At 63.1% G+C, this 18,460-nt stretch carries 20 protein-coding genes and 2 pseudogenes; 6 read left to right on the top strand and 16 right to left on the bottom strand.

Features of this window, described 5'->3' with window-relative positions; translation table 11 throughout:
- Positions 1 to 55: 55 nt before the first annotated feature.
- Positions 56 to 520: an NUDIX hydrolase gene (locus NKJ88_RS07065; RefSeq protein WP_352443840.1), complete on the top strand. Its 465-nt coding sequence runs from the start codon at positions 56 to 58 to the stop codon at positions 518 to 520.
- A 101-nt stretch (positions 521 to 621) separates the two neighbouring features.
- Here the strand turns inward: NKJ88_RS07065 and recO are convergent, their stop codons facing one another.
- From recO to rpoZ, 11 genes are all read right to left on the bottom strand, one after another.
- Positions 622 to 1,413 carry a DNA repair protein RecO gene (gene recO / locus NKJ88_RS07070; protein ID WP_023824167.1) on the bottom strand — a complete coding sequence of 264 codons (792 nt, stop codon included), beginning with the start codon at positions 1,411 to 1,413 and terminating at the stop codon, positions 622 to 624.
- 102 nt (positions 1,414 to 1,515) lie between these two features.
- A complete protein-coding gene (locus NKJ88_RS07075) occupies positions 1,516 to 2,409 on the bottom strand; it encodes an aminoglycoside phosphotransferase family protein (protein WP_352443841.1) in 894 nt (297 codons plus the stop codon).
- Positions 2,410 to 2,453: 44 nt separating this feature from the next.
- Positions 2,454 to 3,380, bottom strand: coding sequence for a GTPase Era (gene era / locus NKJ88_RS07080; protein WP_023670243.1), 927 nt, complete (start codon positions 3,378 to 3,380; stop codon positions 2,454 to 2,456).
- On the bottom strand, positions 3,377 to 4,093 hold the full coding sequence (gene rnc / locus NKJ88_RS07085) for a ribonuclease III (protein ID WP_023692856.1): 717 nt from the start codon (positions 4,091 to 4,093) through the stop codon (positions 3,377 to 3,379). Before rnc ends, era begins: the two co-directional genes overlap by 4 nt.
- Complete coding sequence (gene lepB / locus NKJ88_RS07090; protein WP_023670241.1) at positions 4,093 to 4,842, bottom strand: signal peptidase I; 750 nt, start codon at positions 4,840 to 4,842, stop codon at positions 4,093 to 4,095. The genes rnc and lepB overlap by 1 nt, the downstream gene beginning before the upstream one ends.
- Before the next feature lie 90 nt (positions 4,843 to 4,932).
- Positions 4,933 to 5,346: a holo-ACP synthase gene (acpS, locus tag NKJ88_RS07095; RefSeq protein WP_023670240.1), complete on the bottom strand. Its 414-nt coding sequence runs from the start codon at positions 5,344 to 5,346 to the stop codon at positions 4,933 to 4,935.
- The gene (locus NKJ88_RS07100; protein ID WP_023670239.1) at positions 5,343 to 5,927 is read right to left on the bottom strand and encodes a DUF2062 domain-containing protein; all 585 of its coding nucleotides are present in this window, start codon (positions 5,925 to 5,927) and stop codon (positions 5,343 to 5,345) included. Before NKJ88_RS07100 ends, acpS begins: the two co-directional genes overlap by 4 nt.
- A gap of 264 nt (positions 5,928 to 6,191) precedes the next feature.
- On the bottom strand, positions 6,192 to 6,572 hold the full coding sequence (locus NKJ88_RS07105; protein ID WP_023824169.1) for a VOC family protein: 381 nt from the start codon (positions 6,570 to 6,572) through the stop codon (positions 6,192 to 6,194).
- A gap of 11 nt (positions 6,573 to 6,583) precedes the next feature.
- Positions 6,584 to 7,162: an orotate phosphoribosyltransferase gene (pyrE, locus tag NKJ88_RS07110; protein ID WP_023731418.1), complete on the bottom strand. Its 579-nt coding sequence runs from the start codon at positions 7,160 to 7,162 to the stop codon at positions 6,584 to 6,586.
- A 116-nt stretch (positions 7,163 to 7,278) separates the two neighbouring features.
- The gene (locus tag NKJ88_RS07115) at positions 7,279 to 9,510 is read right to left on the bottom strand and encodes a RelA/SpoT family protein (protein WP_023670236.1); all 2,232 of its coding nucleotides are present in this window, start codon (positions 9,508 to 9,510) and stop codon (positions 7,279 to 7,281) included.
- A 127-nt stretch (positions 9,511 to 9,637) separates the two neighbouring features.
- Positions 9,638 to 10,039 carry a DNA-directed RNA polymerase subunit omega gene (gene rpoZ, locus NKJ88_RS07120; RefSeq protein WP_023670235.1) on the bottom strand — a complete coding sequence of 134 codons (402 nt, stop codon included), beginning with the start codon at positions 10,037 to 10,039 and terminating at the stop codon, positions 9,638 to 9,640.
- Positions 10,040 to 10,370: 331 nt separating this feature from the next.
- Between rpoZ and NKJ88_RS07125 the strand changes: the two genes are divergently transcribed.
- Both NKJ88_RS07125 and NKJ88_RS07130 read left to right on the top strand, forming a co-directional pair.
- Entirely contained in the window at positions 10,371 to 10,952 is a 582-nt protein-coding gene (locus NKJ88_RS07125; protein ID WP_023670234.1) for a LabA-like NYN domain-containing protein, read from the top strand.
- On the top strand, positions 10,948 to 11,613 hold the full coding sequence (locus NKJ88_RS07130) for a uracil-DNA glycosylase (protein ID WP_031199471.1): 666 nt from the start codon (positions 10,948 to 10,950) through the stop codon (positions 11,611 to 11,613). The genes NKJ88_RS07125 and NKJ88_RS07130 overlap by 5 nt, the downstream gene beginning before the upstream one ends.
- 10 nt (positions 11,614 to 11,623) lie before the next feature.
- Here the strand turns inward: NKJ88_RS07130 and NKJ88_RS07135 are convergent.
- Positions 11,624 to 12,087, bottom strand: a pseudogene (locus NKJ88_RS07135) (zinc-binding dehydrogenase); the annotation flags it as partial.
- A 38-nt stretch (positions 12,088 to 12,125) separates the two neighbouring features.
- Between NKJ88_RS07135 and NKJ88_RS07140 the strand changes: the two are divergent.
- Positions 12,126 to 12,251: a winged helix-turn-helix transcriptional regulator gene (locus NKJ88_RS07140; RefSeq protein ID WP_155923286.1), complete on the top strand. Its 126-nt coding sequence runs from the start codon at positions 12,126 to 12,128 to the stop codon at positions 12,249 to 12,251.
- Between the two features lie 37 nt (positions 12,252 to 12,288).
- Here NKJ88_RS07140 and NKJ88_RS07145 read toward each other — a convergent pair.
- A pseudogene (locus NKJ88_RS07145) lies at positions 12,289 to 12,776 on the bottom strand (Lrp/AsnC family transcriptional regulator).
- 132 nt (positions 12,777 to 12,908) lie between these two features.
- Here NKJ88_RS07145 and NKJ88_RS07150 point away from each other — a divergent pair.
- Positions 12,909 to 13,814: a DMT family transporter gene (locus tag NKJ88_RS07150; RefSeq protein WP_352443842.1), complete on the top strand. Its 906-nt coding sequence runs from the start codon at positions 12,909 to 12,911 to the stop codon at positions 13,812 to 13,814.
- 36 nt (positions 13,815 to 13,850) lie between these two features.
- Here NKJ88_RS07150 and NKJ88_RS07155 read toward each other — a convergent pair whose 3' ends face one another.
- The 3 genes from NKJ88_RS07155 to dapA all read right to left on the bottom strand — a co-directional run bounded on the left by NKJ88_RS07155 (position 13,851) and on the right by dapA (position 16,060).
- A complete protein-coding gene (locus NKJ88_RS07155; protein WP_023670227.1) occupies positions 13,851 to 14,591 on the bottom strand; it encodes a glycoside hydrolase family 25 protein in 741 nt (246 codons plus the stop codon).
- A gap of 82 nt (positions 14,592 to 14,673) precedes the next feature.
- The gene (smpB, locus tag NKJ88_RS07160) at positions 14,674 to 15,153 is read right to left on the bottom strand and encodes an SsrA-binding protein SmpB (RefSeq protein ID WP_023670226.1); all 480 of its coding nucleotides are present in this window, start codon (positions 15,151 to 15,153) and stop codon (positions 14,674 to 14,676) included.
- Positions 15,154 to 15,178: 25 nt separating this feature from the next.
- Positions 15,179 to 16,060 (bottom strand): 4-hydroxy-tetrahydrodipicolinate synthase, encoded by an 882-nt coding sequence (dapA, locus tag NKJ88_RS07165; RefSeq protein WP_023731414.1) that lies wholly within the window; start codon positions 16,058 to 16,060, stop codon positions 15,179 to 15,181.
- 278 nt (positions 16,061 to 16,338) lie between these two features.
- Between dapA and NKJ88_RS07170 the strand changes: the two genes are divergently transcribed.
- On the top strand, positions 16,339 to 18,372 hold the full coding sequence (locus NKJ88_RS07170; RefSeq protein ID WP_352443843.1) for a lytic transglycosylase domain-containing protein: 2,034 nt from the start codon (positions 16,339 to 16,341) through the stop codon (positions 18,370 to 18,372).
- Positions 18,373 to 18,460: the final 88 nt, after the last annotated feature.

The raw sequence follows: 18,460 nt of genomic DNA on the forward strand, positions 1-18,460 counted from the left end.
CGCCGCCACTTGCCAAGCAGCCATGCTATCCTCAGATGAACTACGAGGAAATCGAATGCCGAAACGAAGTGCGGGGCTGCTGATCCACCGGACAAAAGCCGGCATTCTCGAGTTTTTACTCGTCCATCCCGGCGGCCCTTTCTGGGCAAGGAAGGATGAAGGCGCCTGGTCGATCCCCAAGGGCCTCGTCGATGACAATGAAGATGAGTTGGCCGCCGCCCGGCGCGAGGTCGGGGAAGAACTCGGCGTCGCGATCGATGGGGATTTCGAACCTGTCGGCAGCTATCGGCAAGCCAGCGGCAAGATCGTCATCGCCTGGAGTGTCGAGGCGGATATCGACGCCGATGCCGTCAAAAGCAACATGTTCACGATGGAATGGCCGCCACGATCTGGCTCGTTGAAGGAATTTCCCGAAGTCGACAGGGCCGGCTGGTTTTCCTTGGCCGAGGCCAGCCGCAAGATCCTCGGCGGTCAGCGCGCCATCCTCGATGATTTCATGGAGCATCGCAAAGCCGGCTGAGGCTCTTGCCCTACGAGTACCCCCACCCTAACCCTCCCCACAAGGGGGAGGGAATGCTGCCGCATGCAGCTTTTGGTGTGAACCTGGACGGTTTGCGGAGGTCAGCACCCACCGAGTCTCCCTCCCCCTTCTGGCGCAGCGTCTGCCGTAAGGGCGGCCTTGCCGCCCGAATGATGCTTGCGCAAGGCGGCGAGGAAGCCGGCACGGGCATCGGGCTGTTCGATGCCGCGCGGCTCGTAGACATGGCGGGTGAAAAAGAAACCGGTCAGATGGAAGGCGTCCTCGAGTGCCGCGTGGTCCGCCCGCAAGCCGGAGCCGCGCTGCAGGAAGGCCGGCAGCGCCAGCATCTTGTCGCGCCACGGCGCACCGGCGGCTCGCGACACGGCACGGCCGGATTTCGGCGAGACATAGGCCAGATCCTGCCTGGCGCCGGTCGCCGCGCATTGGCTGAGATCGAGGCCGAAGCCGAGTTCGTCGAGGATGAGCAGTTCGAAGCGCGCCACCAGTTCGCCGGCGGCATCCGAATCGTCCAGATGGGCGATCATCACGGCAAGCGTCTCATACAGGCCGCCATGGGCGTCGCGCTCCGGCAGGAGCCTGAGATGCGCGGCCATGGTCTGCAGGCCGTAGACGGCGACTGCGCTGTCCATCAACCGGGCGGCATTCATCTCGATCGCCTCGGCCTGGAAGGTGCCGAGATGCTCGTCGAGGCGTGCCCGCCACAAAAGGTCGACGCGGTTGCCGGGCTGCAGCACCGGCTGCTGCTTGCGCGAGCGCCCGCCGCGCACCAGGCCGAGATGGCGGCCATGCGCACGCGTCATTACCTCGAGAATGGCGCTGGTTTCGCCATGCTTGCGGGTGCCGAGTATGATTCCCTCGTCGCGCCATTCCATGGCAGGAGCTTGTCACCGGTTGCGTGGCGAAATCAAGATTTTGGCGCGCCGCGTGCGATCTGTGCTGACATTGGATCCCCACACATCGTCGAAAGGCTCTGATCATGCGAATTTCCGGTGATCGGCCAGAACGTCGTCGATGACGCGGCGCGATCGTTCCGCCTCGGCCTGGTTGGCGTCGTGTCCGGCAACGGTGATCAGCGCTTTCCACAGCGTCCAGCCGCGGCCGCGCGCCCAGGTCGCTTCATCGACGTCGATGGCAGCCCGGAATGCCTCCCGGCTCTCGCCCTGGAAGAATGTCCAGGCGATCGCCAGGTCGCAAGAGGGATCGCCGATGCCTGAGGTGCCGAAGTCGATGATGGCGCTCAAACAGCCGTTTTGGACCAGAAGGTTGCCCCAGGCGACGTCGCCGTGAAACCAGACGGGCGACCCTTGCCAGGTGGCGGCAAGGGCCGCATCCCAGACAGCGGTGGCCGCCTGGGTGTCGATCTGCCCCTCCAGCGCCTGGAGTGCTTCCCTTGTCTGGTTGTCATAAACGCTCGGCGATCCGCCGCGGAAGAAATTGTGCTGGCCCGCGGGCGGCCCGCCCGCCGGATCGATCCGCCGGAGCGCAATGAGGAACTTGGCCAGATCGACCGCGAACTGTGGGCGATCGGCGATTTCGGCGGTCTTGGCTGTTTCGCCGTCGATCCAGCGGTAGACGGACCATTGCCAGGGGTAGTCCTCCCCAGGCTCGCCCATCGCCAGTGGAACCGGGATCGGCAGCGGCAGAAGCGGCGCCAGCCTGGGCAGCCAGCGGTGCTCCTTTTCGACCTGCAAGGCATATGGTGCGGCACTCGGCAGCCGCACAGTCATATCATTGCCGAGGTGGAAGGTTCGGTTGTCCCAGCCGCCAAACGCCACCGGCCTAACCGGCAGATGCCGCCATTGCGGAAACTGCGCGTTGACCAGCCGGCGCACGAGATCGGTATCGATGGTCGGTTTTGGATCAGGCATGTCATCGTCTCAAACTGCCGGGCGGCATTTCTAGACGATGAAGCTCAATGGGGAAACTCAAGCCCCATCTCGCGGTAGCGCTCGGGGTCGTCGCCCCAGTTTTCACGCACTTTGACGAACAAGAACAGGTGCACTTTCTGCTCGAGAATGCCGGCTATTTCCATGCGCGCCGACTGGCCGATGGCACGGATCGTCTCGCCCTTGTGGCCGAGCACGATCTTCTTCTGGCTGTCGCGCTCGACATAGATGGTCTGGTCGATGCGCACCGAGCCATCCGGTTTCTCTTCCCATTTCTCGGTCTCGATATGGGAGGAATAGGGCAACTCCTGATGCAGCCGCAGATACAGCTTTTCGCGAGTGATCTCGGCCGCAAGCTGACGCATCGGCAAGTCGGAGATCTGGTCTTCCGGATAGTACCAGGGGCCGACCGGCAGCGCTTGCGCGAGATAGTCGAGCAAGTCCTTGCAGCCGGAGCCGGTCAGCGCCGAGACCATGAAGGTGCGCTTGAACGGCACCTTTTCGTTTGCTGCCGCAGCCAGGGCCAGCAGCGCCTCGTGCTTGACCCGGTCGACCTTGTTGAGGATCAGCACCATCGGTTGGCGGACGTCCTTCAGCCGCTCGAGGATGGCGTCGGCGTCACCCCTGATGCCGCGCTCGGCATCGATCAGCAGCAACACGATATCGGCGTCCTTGGCGCCACCCCAGGCTGTGGTCACCATCGCGGTGTCGAGCCGGCGCTTCGGCTTGAAGATGCCGGGCGTGTCGACAAAGACGATCTGCGCGTTGTCATGCGTGGCGATGCCGCGCACGATGGCGCGGGTGGTCTGCACCTTGTGGGTGACGATCGACACTTTGGCGCCGACCAGTTGGTTGACCAGCGTCGACTTGCCGGCATTGGGCGCCCCAATCAGGGCAACGAAGCCGGAATGCGTGGCCTCCGCTGCCGGAGGGAGATCTTCGCTGCCGGTCACGCCGCACTCCCTTGGTTGGCCCAGATGCCCTCGCGCATAAGAAACGCCGATGCCGCCGCTTCTTCGGCTGCGCGGCGAGAGCCGCCCGTGCCGCTTGCCGGCGCAAAACCGCCGACCTTCACGGACACCGTGAAAACCGGTTGATGTTCAGGTCCCTCGCGTTTCTCGATCGCGTATTCGGGCCTGACATCGCTGGTCTTGGCGATCCATTCCTGCAGGTCGGATTTCGGATTGGGCGGCTTGGCCACCACCTTTTGCGAGCGCGGCTCCCAGTAACGCAGGACGAATTGCCTTGCGGCATCGAGGCCGCCGTCGATATAGACCGCCGCGATCAGCGCCTCGACCGCATCCGCCAGATAGTTTCCGCCCGAGCCGCGCGAGCGCGCCTTCAAGGCAGCGTCGGCCCGAACCAGATCTTCGAGCTGCATTTCAATGCCGATCTCGGAGCATGTCCGCGCATCGACCAGGGCATTGAAGCGCGGGGCGATTTCACCTTCCGGCGCTTCAGGAAACTTTTCGAAAAGCAGGTCGGCAACGATCAGGCCGAGCACGCGGTCGCCAAGGAATTCGAGGCGCTGGTTGTTGCTGCTTGCCTTGACCGCACTGGAATGGGTCAGCGCGGTCTCGAGCAAACGGACATCCCGGAAGGAATGGCCGGTTTTGGCTGTCACCAAATCGGCCAGAGTTTCACCCGTCGGGCGCTTCAAAGCCATCAATTCACGAAATGGAACAGGCGCGACAGGCGCACCAGCGACGGCCATTTCCAGATCTCGAGCGGGCTCGCCTTCCCGGCGATCGAGAAGAAGACGATGTTGGCGCGGCCGACAAGGTTCTCCGCCGGCACGTAGCCGACGCTGAGGCGGCTGTCGGAGGAGTTGTCGCGATTGTCGCCCATCATGAAATAGTTGCCGGGGGGCACGACGAACTCGCGGGTGTTGTCGGTGATCGAATTCGGTGTCAGGTCGAGCGTGTCGTAGCTGACACCGTTGGGCAGGGTCTCGCGATAGACGTCGACCGGCTCAGGCACTTCCGTGATATCAGGATTTTGGATCTGGCCGGTTTTCACACGAGGCACGCCCTGGCCGTTGATGAACAATTGGCCGTCCTTCATCTGGATCTTGTCGCCGGGCAGGCCGACGACGCGCTTGATGTAGTCGAGCGACGGATCCGGCGGGAACTTGAAGACCACCACGTCGCCGCGCTTCGGATCGGAACCCCAGATGCGGCCGGAAAAGATGTCGGGGCCGAATGGCAGCGAATAACGCGAGAAACCATAGGACCATTTGGTGACGAACAGATAGTCGCCTTCGAGCAAGGTCGGCCGCATAGAGCCGGACGGAATCGAGAAGGGCTGGAACAACAAGGTGCGGATGACCATGGCCAGCAGCAAAGCCTGGATGATGACGCTGACGATTTCGCCAAGCCCGCCGGATTTCTTCTCGGATTTTTCAGCCACGCTCATGTCGTCCTCGATTGTGCGTTGGATGGTATAGAGTCTCGGCGCGCGCTGGGCAACGTCAAGTCGGCGTTAGATAGCGGTCGTCTGATGCAATCAATGTGGCGCTTGTTCGGCGGGCAACGCCTCGATGATCACAAAGGCTTGAGCAAGCGGGAAATCATCGGTGATTGTGAGGTGGATCGCCGCTCTGTGCCCCTGTGGCAGGATTTTGGCCAGCCGTGCCGCCGCTCCCCCGGTCAGCGCCATGGTCGGCGCGCCGCTGGGCAGGTTGGCGACGCCCATGTCGCGCCAGAACACGCCCTGCGCCAGGCCGGTGCCAAGCGCCTTGGCGCAGGCCTCCTTGGCGGCGAAGCGCTTGGCATAGGAGGCTGCGCGGCCCTTGCGGCCTTCCGAGCGGACCTGTTCGACCTCGGTGTAGATGCGCTGGATGAAGCGCTGACCATGCCGTTCCAGCGACTTTTCGATGCGTCTGATGTCGATCAGGTCGCTGCCGATGCCGATGATCATTCCGCCGGAACTTCCCGTCCGCGGTGCCCGGCCTTATGCGCCCGCTCTGCCATGCGCTTCCTGCGCTGCTCGCGAAAGGCTGTCATCCCCCAGCGGGTGATGCCGTAGAAGATCAGCCCGAAGATCAGGCCGAGCGGCACAGCGCCGATCAGCATCGGCTCCAGCACCGGATGCCACAGTTTTGCAAACGACAGCGTGTGCATCATCTCACCAAGATGCGCAGGCGGTCCGTTCTTGGGCAGGCGCTCATGCAGGATCAGCTTGCCGACTTCCCAGGACGCTCCCCACAGCAGCGGGAAAGTCAGCGGATTGCCGAAGAATACCGCGCCGAGGGCGGCGGCCACCAGATTGCCGGCGACCACCCAGCAGAGCACGGCGGCGACGGCGAAATGGAAGCCGAGCGGAAAGAAGGAGGCGAAAACGCCGGCCGCGACGCCGGCCGCGACTGCATGCGGTGTCGCCTTCAGCCGCAGGATGCGCTTGGAGAAATATTGCAACGAGCGCGAAAACGAGCGGCGCGGCCACAGATAGGTACGCACCCGCTCCAGAATGCCATCAGGCTTTCGGCGTCGAAAAAGCACTCTGTTCCAGTTCCCGGTTCATCACGCCCAAATTGCAACCATCCCTGGCCGGGCGCGGTCGCTCCATCTTGCGCTTCGAGGGCGCAGAAAGGCAACAACGACTTTGATATAGCGACTGCCTTGCGGCGGAACAATGAAACGCCGCCGCGATGGTCTGCCGCAGGCGGGTAACAAGAGCGCCATTGGGGCGAAACTGAGGACAATATCGATGAAAGCTCCCCGACGACGGCAAGGCCCGCGCGAGACGACGCCGAGGCGGATAGATTATTCCCGATATTCGCTGACTTCGACCAAATTGCTGTCCGGATCGCGGAAATAGACCGACATCATCTTACCGCGGGCGCCGGTGCGCTCGACCGGACCGACTTCGATGGCAACGCCATTGGCTTCCAGACGGGCGCAAATCTCGGCAAGCGGCCTTGCGGCGACCAGGCAGAAATCGCCGGACCCAGGCATCGGCACCTTGGCTTTCGGTTCAAAAGTGTGCGTTGCCTGATGCAGATTGATCTTCTGCGATCCGAACAGCAACGCCGTCGGCCGCTCCGGCTCGTCGAGGCGCTTGAGGCCAAGCACCCGCTGGTAGAAGGCGCAGCTGTCCTCCACCGAGCGGACCGTCAGCACGAAATGATCGATGCCGGCGATCATGGTGATGTCCCCTAAATGTTGCGGCTACCCGGCTTGATCGCCGGGATGGCGGCAAGTTCCGGCGGCAGGCGGTCGGCGGGATAGGCCGGCACCTCATATTCGGCAAGCGCGATCAGCGGCACGCCGACATTGGTCTTGCCGGCCGAGCGGTCGATGATGCAGGCCGCCGCCACGACCTCTGCGCCAATCGCGCGCAGGCAGTCGATGGTTTCGCGGATCGAAAGACCAGTGGTGACGATGTCCTCGACGATGACGACGCGCGATCCCGGCGCGATCTCGAAGCGGCGCAGCCTGAACTCGCCGCCTTCGCGCTCGACCCAGATGGCAGGTACGCCGAGATGGCGCGATGTTTCATAGGCCGGGATCAGGCCGCCGATCGCCGGGCCGACGACATAGTCGATCTTGCCAGGCACCGCCTTGCGGATCTTTTCGGCCAGCGCCTTGCACAGGCGCTCGGTCTTGTCGGCATGCATGAAGACGCGCGCCTTCTGCAAGAAGACCGGGCTGCGCAGGCCGGACGTCAGGATGAAATGCCCCTCCAGAACAGCGCCCGCCTCGCGGAAAATGCCCAGCACCTCGTCGGTATTCATAACTCGCCCCATGTCCATGGTGAATGGTGAAATGGTGAATGGTGAATGGTGAATGGTGAATGGTGAATGGTAGTGAGAGCGCCTTCTTTCACTATTCACTACTCACTATTCACTATTCACCCATTCACACGCCGCGCATCGCTGACGCTCGAATTATCCTTGAGCTGCGACAGCAGCCGGTTGAGGTGCTTCAGATCCCAGACTTCGAGATCGATCAGCATTTCGGTGAAGTCGGGCGCGGTGCGCACCATCGACAGCGTATGAATGTTGGCGTCGTTGGAGGCAACGACCTGGGCGATGTCGGCGAGGGAGCCCGGCGCGTTGATGGCGGTGACCGAGACGCGCGCCGGAAAGCGCTCCTTGGTCTGCTCGTCAATGTCCCAGCGCACGTCGATCCAGCGCTCCGGCTGGTCGTCGAAGGCCTGCAGCGCCGGCGACTGGATGGGATAGATGGTGATGCCGGTGCCCGGCTGGACGATGCCGACGATGCGGTCGCCAGGCACGGCCCCTTCCGGCGCGAAACGCACCGGCAGGTCGCCGCGCACGCCGCGGATCGGCACCGCGCCATCGCGCGGCTGGTCCTTGTCCTTGCGCGCGGCTCGGGTGCCGGGCATCTGGAACAGCATGCCGGCGGCGTTGCGGATCTTCGACCAGCCCTCCTCGCGCTGCTTAGGGGCGCTGACGGTGACGCGCTCGTCCTTGTAGTCTGGGAAGACCGCCTTCATGACGTCGGTCGAGGCAAGTTCGCCGCGCCCGACCGAGGCCAGCACATCTTCGATGTCCTTGCGCGCCAGCCGGTGCAGCACCGGCTTCAGGCTTTCCTTGGTGAAGGTCTTGCCGGCGCGTTCGAAGGCGCGCTCGAGAATGCGGGCACCAAGACCTGAATATTGCTTGCGAATGGCGTTCTTGGTGGCGCGGCGGATGGCTGAACGCGCCTTGCCGGTGACCACCACCGATTCCCACGCCGCCGGCGGCACTTGCGCCTTGGAGCGGATGATCTCGACCTCGTCGCCGTTCTTAAGTTCCGTCATTAGCGGCATGATGCGGCCGTTGACCTTGGCGCCGACGCAGGTATCGCCGACATCGGTGTGCACGGCATAGGCGAAGTCGATGGGCGTGGCGCCGCGCGGCAGCGCGATCAGCATGCCTTTCGGCGTGAAGCAGAACACCTGGTCCTGGAACAGCTCCAGCTTGGTATTTTCGAGGAAGTCTTCCGGGTTGTCGCCTTCTGCCAGTTGCTCGATGGTGCGCCGCAGCCAGGCATAGGCGTTGGTCTCCTTCGAGATCGCATGGGCGGCGCCGTTCGTCTTGCCGCCGGTGTCCTTGTAGATCGAATGGGCGGCGACGCCATATTCGGCGATCTTGTTCATCTCGCGGGTGCGGATCTGCAGTTCGACGCGCTGACGCGAGGGGCCGACAATGGTGGTGTGGATCGAACGGTAGTCGTTCTGCTTGGGCGTCGAGATGTAGTCCTTGAAGCGGCCAGGCACCATCGACCATGTGGTGTGGATGGCGCCGAGCGCACGGTAACAGTCTTCGACGCTGTCGACGACGACGCGGAAGCCGAAGATGTCCGAGAGCTGCTCGAAGGACAGCGCCTTGGCCTCCATTTTGCGGAACACCGACCAAGGCTTCTTCTGCCGGCTCTTCACGCCGGCGTTGATGGCATGCTTTTCGAACAGCGCCGACAGCGCCTTTTCGATGTCGGTCAGCACACCCTTGTTGCGCTCGAATATCTCGGCAAGCCTGGCTGTGACGGCGCGATAGGCTTCCGGATTGATGAAGCGGAAGGCGATCTCTTCCAGTTCCTCGCGCATGCCTTGCATGCCCATGCGCCCGGCCAGCGGCGCGTAGATATCCATCGTCTCCTCGGCGATGCGCAGGCGCTTGGCCTCGGGCATATGGTCGAGGGTGCGCATGTTGTGCAAACGGTCGGCGAGCTTGACCAGCAGAACGCGGACATCCTCCGAGATGGCCAGCAACAGCTTGCGCAGGTTTTCCGCCTGCTCGGCCTTCTTGGAGACGAGATCGAGCTTCTTCAGCTTGGTCAGGCCTTCGACCAGCTTGCCCATTTCGGGGCCGAACAGATCGTCGATCTCGGCCCGCGTCGCGGTGGTGTCCTCGATCGTGTCATGCAGCAAGGCGACGGCGATCGTCGCCTCGTCCATGTGCATTTCGGTGAGGATGGCGGCGACTTCGAGCGGATGCGAGAAATAGGGATCGCCGGAAGCTCGCTTCTGGTGGCCATGCTTCTGCATGGCGTAGACATAGGCCTTGTTGAGCAGCGCCTCGTTGACGTCAGGCTTGTAGCGCGCAACGCGCTCGACAAGCTCATACTGACGCATCATGGGCGGGTTCTCACGGTGCTGAAATGATTGATGCGCCGCACTGATGTACGGCGCATCTCATAGATAGCCACGAAACTCACGGGACGGAAGTGCCGGAACCATATTCCCGGCAGGTCCAGGGCAGCGATTAGTAGTCGTCGCTCTTTTCCGGGGGCACCAGGCCCTCGATGCCGGCCAAAAGGTCTTCCTCGGTCATGCGATCGAAGGTGACGTTTTCTTCCGCGTCGTCGGCGTCGGTAGCTGCAACTGCGTTGCCGGTCTGGTCGGCGATCGCCTCGCCGTCGGCCTCGGGCTCGTCAACCTCGACATGCTTCTGCAGCGAGTGGATCAGATCTTCCTTGAGGTCGTCAGGCGACAGCGTCTCGTCGGCGATCTCGCGCAGCGCCACGACCGGGTTCTTGTCGTTGTCGCGCGGCACGGTGATCGGCGCGCCCTGGCTGATCTGGCGGGCGCGGTGGCCGGCGAGCAGCACGAGCTCGAAGCGGTTGTCAACCTTGTCGATGCAGTCTTCAACGGTTACGCGGGCCATTGATTGCCCCTTTCATGCCTGGATTTGATGGAAAACAGGCGCGGTCCATAACCCGAACGCCGCCGAAATACAAGCATTATGGCGCTGTGGCCTCGTGGGCTGGCGGATGCCAGTTTCTGGGCGCCGGTGAATGCCTTGCCGGCGAAGCCCGCCTACCGGCGACGACACGGCTCCGATCACAATTGCTTGCAGTGCGCCCCGGCACCCTTGGATTGCCGTAAAACTGGCGCTATCTCGGTTGACGATAGGTCAGCCGGCTTATTTACGAGCCCAGCGATATAACGACCCATTTCGATTAGTCCGCCACCTATTTCGAAAAAGGAATATTGCCATGTTCGACCCCCGTGAAAAGATCGCTCTATTCATTGACGGCGCCAATCTTTACGCCACGTCGCGCGCACTCGGCTTCGACATAGACTACCGCAAACTGCTATCCAGCTTTCAGAAGCGCGGCTACTTGCTGCGCGCCTATTACTACACCGCATTGGTCGAGGATCAGGAATACTCTTCGATCCGCCCTTTGATCGACTGGCTCGACTACAATGGCTTCAAGGTGGTGACCAAGCCGGCCAAGGAATTCACCGACTCGACCGGCCGCCGCAAGATCAAGGGCAATATGGACATCGAACTGACCGTCGATGCGCTCGAACTTGCCGATGTCGTCGACCACTATGTCATCTTCTCCGGCGACGGCGACTTCCGCACACTGGTCGAAGCGCTGCAGCGGCGCGGCCGCAAGGTCTCGATCGTCTCGACCATGGCTTCGCAGCCGCCGATGATCTCGGACGATCTGCGCCGCCAGGCCGACCATTTCATCGATTTGACCTCGCTGAAGAACGAGGTCGGCCGCGATCCCTCCGAGCGGCCGGTGCGCAGGCCCGAGCCGGCCGAAGTCGAAGAGGAAGACTATTGACGGCGCGGCCTTGGACGCCGCTCCCGAACCCGACCGCGACTGCCCCCTCTGCCCACGCCTGCATGATTTCATCGCAGACTGGCGGCAGCGCGAGCCGTCGTGGTTCAACGCGCCGGTGCCGACCTTCCTGCCGCCTGATGGCGAGGACGCCGTCGAGCTGCTGATCGTCGGGCTGGCGCCCGGCCTGCGCGGCGCCAACCGCACCGGGCGACCGTTCACCGGCGACTATGCCGGCGACCTGCTCTACTCAACGATGATCGCTCACGGTTTTGCCCGCGGCGAATTCAAGGCGCGGCCGGATGATGGGTTGCAGCTGGTCGGCACCGCGATCACCAATGCGGTGCGCTGCGTGCCGCCTGAAAACAAGCCGATCGGCGCCGAGATCGCCACTTGCCGCAGCTTTCTGGTGCCGACGATTGCACGCTTTCCCAAACTGCGCGCCCTGCTGGCGCTGGGCTCCATCGCCCACCAGTCGACCGTCAGGGCGCTGGGCCAGCGCGTCGCCGCCTATCCGTTCAAGCACGGCGGTCAGTTGCCGGCCGGCGGCGTCACGCTGTTTTCCAGCTATCACTGCTCGCGCTACAACACCAACACCGGTGTCTTGACGGAGACGATGTTCGTCAAGGTATTCAGCGAGATCGCGTCGTTCCTGCGGAACTAGACGCTGCCTCTCAAAATCCCTCGAGCACGATCTTGCCCTTGGCCTTGCCGGTCTCGATCAGCGCATGGGCGCGCTTCAGATTGGCGGCATTGATTGGGCCGAACGTCTCGCCCAGCGTGGTGCGGATGGTGCCGGCGTCGACAAGGCGCGCCAGTTCGTTGAGATGTTCGCCCTGCGCGGCCATATCGGGCGTTTCATACAGCGAGCGGGTGAACATCGGCTCCCAGTGGACCGAAACGCTCTTGCGACCCAGTCGCGGGTTTCGGGCCGCGATGCGGTGGCGATCATCGTCAGATCGGTCAGCTGGCGCGCGAGCTGGACCGCGATCGACCCGACGCCGCCGGCGCCGCCGACGATCAGGATGGTGTTCGCGGCGCCGATGACTAGCTTCTTCACATTGAGGCGGTCGAACAGCGCCTCAAAGGCGGTGATCGCCGTCGTCGGCAGTGCTGCCGCCTGCGCATAGCCGAGCGAGCCAGACTGGGCTCATCGCCCGCAAGCTCTATGCGCAGATGCCGCCGAAGGTCGAGTACAGCCCGACGCCTCGTGGCCGAAGCCTGGAGCCCGTGATCACCGTGCTGAAGGTCTGGGGCGATGCGAATGTGACGCTGGCGCCGGAGGTTTCCCAGGCCGCTTGAAGCGGAGGCGTGGCAACCGCTTGCGTTGGTCCGGCCCTCACACCGGCAGCAGCGCGTCCGGCTTCACGTCCGATATCGACGCATAGGTGTGCGTTTCCCTGACACCCGGCAGCGGCAGGATCACGCGCTTCAAAAAATCCTGATAGGCGGCCATTTCCGAAATGCGCGCTTTCACCAGATAGTCGAAGCCGCCCACGACCATATGGCACTCCAGCACTTCGGGGGCCTTTGCTACCGCTTCGGCGAAACGGTCGAACACATGCGGCGCCGCCTGGTCGAGCCTGACTTCGATGAAGACGAGCGTGCCGCGGCCGATCTTTTGCGGATTGAGCACGGCCCGGACCGCGGTGATGAAACCCTCACGGAAAAGGCGCTTCACGCGCTGGCTGGCGCCGGTCGGCGACAGGCCGACACGGGCTGCTAGGTCAAGCGTCGTGCGACGCCGTCCTCCTGCAGCAACCGAAGCAGGCTGCGATCGATGGCGTCGAGCTGATCGGATTCATGATTCACGTTTGCAGCGCCCATATCGCGTGACTTTCACTTCCACATTGCGAAAACAGCATATTTTGACGCACCATTTTCGACAATAGGCTGCGTTTTCAACGAAAGCCGTCTGGAGGAAGTACCCTTCCGCTGGCAGGATCGAGCGGGACAAGAATGCGCGTGACAGAGGACCGAAACACGAAGCCGGCAATCCTTGCTGGCCTGGCCATGATCGGCATCTACGCCGTGCAGTTCGTCGCCGCCCGCTTCAGCCTGCGGGAACATCTGACCGCGACCGATTTGGCAACGTTGCGCTTTGCCGGCGCCGGCATGGTCATGCTGCTGGTCGTCTGGAGAAACGGCCAGGCGACTGGCAAGGCATTGGGCTGGAGGCGTGCCTTGACGCTGGCGGCACTGGCCGGACTGCCCTACCCTATCATCATCAATTGGGGACTGACCTATGCGCCGGCAGCGCATGGTGCCGCACTTTGCCCTGCCTCGATCGTTTTCTTCTCATTCGTGCTGTCGCGCATCGCCACGAGGGAGAAAACCTCGCGCCAGGGAACCATCGGCGTCGCAGCCATCATCGCCGGGCTGATCCTGTTCATTGCACCCGTGCGCACTGGCGGCGGCATGAAGGATGTCCTCTTCGGCGATCTTCTGTTCGTCGGATCCGGCGCGATGTTTGCCACCTATGCCGTTCTCGTGCGGCGCTGGCGCGTCGATCCGGTTGCGGCGACCGCAACGGTGGTGCTGCTGTCATGCGTGCCGCTGCCGTTGCTCTATTTCTTTGCCCCAAGCGGCCTCCGCGCGGCATCAGTGGCCGAGATTGCCAGCCAGATCGTCATTCAAGGGTTTTTGGCAGGTGCGGCCGCCATGTTCCTGTACACCTATATCGTCCGGCAGCTGGGGTCGCAGGCGGCATCGCTGTTCATGCCATGCGTGCCGATCGCAACCGTGCTGATCGCGATGACGGTGCTCGGCGAGACGCCGACCGGCGCCCAGTTCGCCGCCGTACTGATCATGGCCGCGGGGATGGCTTTTTCGGCTCTTTCCAGGCCTGTTCCCAAGCCTGCGTAAGACTGCGGATGCCAAACTCAAGGCCAGCTGATTCGTTCAAGGCGATGGAGGCTTTTGCGAAGAGAGCGATGCGGGCGCAGCAAATAGCTCGGCCAGCGTTTGCTGCCCACCCTGCAGGACGTTGAGATCGACATCGCCCTCGATCCCGTCGACACGGCCCATATTGTGGTACTGCCAGTAAATCCAGCCGTCCTCGCTCGGCTTGAACGCCAGCGAGCGCAGCCAGCGCTGCCGCACTGCCATCTGTCCGGCATAGGCGTCCTCAGCCTCGTCGGTCAGGTAGATGATCGCCGGCTTGCCGAACGCAGCTTCAACCGGTCCGAGGAAGGCCTGGAGTTCCGCGCTCAGCTGCTCCGGCGACGGGCGTTGCGGGCAGTTGCCGCCGAATTCGATGTCGACGACCGGCGGCAGCAGCGGCTGGTCGTGCGGCACCACCGCGATGAAATTTTTCGCCTGGTCGGCGCCCGGCCGGCAGAAGGTGAAGAAGTGATAGGCGCCGACGGCAAGTCCGGCCGCGCGCGCCTCGCGCAGGTTTTTGGCGAAGGCATCGTCGACATGGTCGCCGCCCTCGGTCGCCTTGATGACAGCGAAGGCGACATCGTCGGCGGCAACGCGGCGCCAGTCGATCTCACCCTGATGATGGGAAACGTCGATACCCCTGACCGGATAGCTGTCACGATCGGGCGAGAAGGTCCGGAAATAGAAGAAGCCGCCTGCTGCGACGAGGCCGGCAAAGACCAGACTGGCCGCACCCCAGAGGATGATCCGGTTCTTCAAACCTTTCCCCATCGTGTTTTGCTGTTGCAGCTGTTCGAAACTTGAAAGCCGATGTCTGGCTTTTCTGGGGCTGCCTGAGATTCTAGCCGCGTTCCTTCATGAGCCGGCCCTTTTCGCGCGACCAGTCGCGCTGCTTTTCTGTCTCGCGCTTGTCGTGCAGTTTCTTGCCGCGGCCGACGGCGAGCAGCAGCTTGGCACGGCCCTGGTCGTTGAAGTAGATTTTCAGCGGAACCAGCGTCATGCCTTCGCGGTCGATGCTCTGCGCAAGTTTTGCCATCTCGCGCTTGTTGAGCAGCAGCTTGCGGCGCCGTCTGGGCTCATGGTTGAAGCGGTTGGCCTGCAGGTATTCCGGCAGATAGGAATTGATCAGCCAGATCTCGCCGCCCTCCACCGAGGCGTAGCTGTCCTGGATGTTGGCCTGGCCCTGGCGCAGCGACTTGACCTCGGTGCCGGTCAGCACAAGGCCGGCCTCGACGGTGTCGAGCACCTCATAGGAAAACCGCGCCTTGCGGTTTTCCGCAACGGTCTTGTTGTTGGGATCGGCTTTTCTGACCTGGTTCATGATGCGGAGAGGTGGCGCCTCATCCTTAATTTATCAAGCCGGCGTGCTTCATCGCCGCATCGATCTTCTCGGCGGTCGATGGCTCGATCGTCACCAGCGGCGAGCGCACCACGTTCTCGACCTTGCCAATCTTCGACAGCGCGTATTTGACGCCGCACAGGCCGGGCTCAAGGAAGATGGCCTTGTGCAGCGGCAGCAGACGGTCCTGCAATTCCAGCGCCTTGGCGCTGTCACCGGACAGTGTGGCTTCCTGGAATTCGGCGCACAGCCGCGGCGCGACATTCGACGTCACCGAGATGCAGCCGACACCGCCATGAGCGTTGAAGCCGAGGGCAGAGGCATCCTCACCTGAAAGCTGGATGAACTCCTTGCCGCAGGTGGCGCGCTGTTCGGACACGCGCTCGACCTTGCCGGTGGCATCCTTGACGCCGACGATGTTCTTGAAGTCGTGCGCCAGCCTGCCCATCGTCTCCGGCATCATGTCGATCACCGAGCGCGGCGGGATGTTGTAAATGATGATCGGCAGCTTGGTCGCCCTGGCGACGGCAGCGAAATGCTCGTACAAGCCGCGCTGTGTTGGCTTGTTGTAATAAGGCGTGACGACCAGAGCGGCGTCGGCGCCCGCCTGCTCGGCGTACTGCACCAGACCGACCGCTTCAGCGGTGTTGTTGGAGCCGGCGCCGGCGACGACCGGAGCGCGGCCCTTGGCCACATCGATGCAGACCTTGACGACATGGCGATGCTCGTCATGCGACAGCGTCGGCGACTCTCCGGTGGTGCCGACCGGGACGAGGCCCGTCGTGCCCTCGCCAAGTTGCCATTCGACGAAGGCGCGAAAGGCTTTCTCGTCGAAACGTCCGCTCTTTTCGAACGGCGTCACGAGCGCAGTAAGCGAGCCTCTCAGCATGTCGTCCAACTCCTTGGAACTTGTTTGTTTATGCGTGTCATCGTCCCAAAACCGGTTCCCGCTTTTGGGCGACATGCATCGGGCGCCTTCTAGCCGAAAGCGAAGCCGCGCACCATAGTCTCGACACTGTTGCGCGGCAAGCATGCCGATGGTGCCAGCAAGCGCAATTCGAACGGCCTCGATAACCCTTTGTTTACGAGCTCTTCACGACCTAAGTCTAGGCTCTCGGGCACCTGGGCTTGCCATCTAAAGTGCCGCAACAGGGAAAGATCAGGATCATGCCGGCCAGTCGGCCACTCCGCTTCATATTGCTTGGCGCCGTTGCCCTGCTGATAGTGGGAACGGCGGCAAACGAGAGCGTCGACGAGCAGACGACCTCATCGATCCCGATGCCTGACATGCAAGACAGAGCGCAGACCGATGCGCCCTCCGCCAATATCGCCGTGTTGAAAGGCAGTCTCGACGCGTTGGCGACCGGCGATATCGCCGCGGCACGAGCGGTGCGCGAAACATTGCCGGCCAGTTCGCTGGACCGCCATATCCTGGCCTGGGCGATCGCGCTCTATGGCGGCGACCGTGTGCCGAGCAGCGAGATTGCCGATACCGCAAAGATGTTGCCGAATTGGCCCGGCACCATCGCTCTGCGCAAGAACAGCGAGCGCGCGCTTTATCGCGAAAACCCCTCGCCGCAGACCGTGGTGAAAGCCTTTGACGGCAGCCAGCCGCTGACCTTTCAAGGCGTGGTCATCCTTGCCCGTTCTTATGTAGCTCTTGGCAACACCAAGGCTGCGCTTTCCGTGCTGTCGCCATTCTGGCGCACCGAGAAGCTGGAAGCCAGGGACGAGGCGGCCGTCAGCAAGGAGTTTGGCGCCATCATTCCGGCTGCCGACCATCGTTTCCGCATGGAACGGATGTTTTATGCCGACCGGGAGAATTCGGCACTGCGGGTCGCAGCACTTGCCGGCGCGCAACCGCTGGCCGATGCCTGGGCCGCCGCCTCGCGTGGCGACAAGAACGCGGCCAAGCTGTTGAAAGCGGTGCCTGCCGCGCAGCAATCGGCCGGCTATTTCTTCGCGCAAGCCGAATATCTGCGCAAGCAGCGGAAGTTTGCGGACGCCGCCGCGGTGATGATGAAAGCGCCAACGAGCCGCGACGCGCTGGTCGATCCCGATGCCTGGTGGGTCGAGCGCCGCGTGCTGTCGCGCGCACTGGTCGACCAGGGCGACTGGAAGACCGCCTACAAGGTCGTTGCCGCGCATGCCGCCGAAAGCCCCGCCAGCGCCGCCGAGGCCGAATTCCACGCCGGCTGGTATGCGTTGCGCGGCCTCAACGATCCTGCGACGGCCTCGACCCATTTTGCCCGCATCGCCGATCTCGCGCAGGGACCGATGTCGCTGTCACGCGCCTATTACTGGCTTGGCCGCGCGGCGGAAGTCGGCGGTCCCGGCAATGCGAAGGATTATTTCACCAAGGCGGCAGCCTATGGCACCACTTTCTACGGGCAGTTGGCGGCGGAACGGGTTGGCTTGCGCACGCTGAACATCGTCTATCCCGAGCCAAGCACTGCCGACCGCCAAAGCTTTGACGGCCGCGAAGCCGTCAGCGCCATCAAGCGGCTGCAGGAGGCGGGCTACGACCGCTATGCCGAGACGCTTTACCGCGACCTCGCCGGGCAGTTGACCAGCCCCGGCGAGCTGGCGCTGCTTGCGGTGCTGGCGGAAAAGCAGGGCAATCATTTCATGGCGCTGAAGATCGGCAAGATCGCCGGCGCGCGCGGCATCGATGTCGGCGCGCTGTCGCATCCGCTGGGCGTCATTCCCGACACCGCCGACATATCCGGCTCGGGCAAGGCGCTGGCCTATGCGATCGCCCGCCAGGAAAGCGAATTCAATGTCGGCGCCGTCTCCAGCGCCGGCGCGCGCGGCCTGCTGCAGCTGATGCCGGGCACCGCCAAGCAATTGGCGAAGAAGGCAGGACTGAGCTTTTCCCAGGATCGGCTGACCAGCGATGCCGGTTACAATGCGACGCTGGGGGCTGCCTTCCTTGGCGAGCAGCTCGACCGCTTCGGCGGCTCCTATGTGCTGACCTTCGCCGGCTACAATGCCGGCCCTAACCGCGCCAGCCAATGGGTAGCCAAGTACGGCGACCCGCGCGGCAAGGGCATCGACGCCGTCGTCGACTGGATCGAGCGAATTCCCTACACCGAAACAAGAAGTTACGTGCAGCGCGTGATGGAGAATTACGAGGTCTACAAGATGCGCATTTCGGGGAAGTACGATATCGTTGGGGATTTGGTGAACGGAAGAGGCTGAGGCCGCAGAGCTGTCGCCACGGGCAGACGTTGGCGATCCTTCGCGCCCCCCTCTGGCCTGCCGGCCATCTCCCCCACGAGTGGGGAGA

It is taken from the genome of Mesorhizobium sp. M0016 (genome assembly GCF_040324035.1).
Taxonomy (GTDB): Bacteria; Pseudomonadota; Alphaproteobacteria; order Rhizobiales; family Rhizobiaceae; genus Mesorhizobium.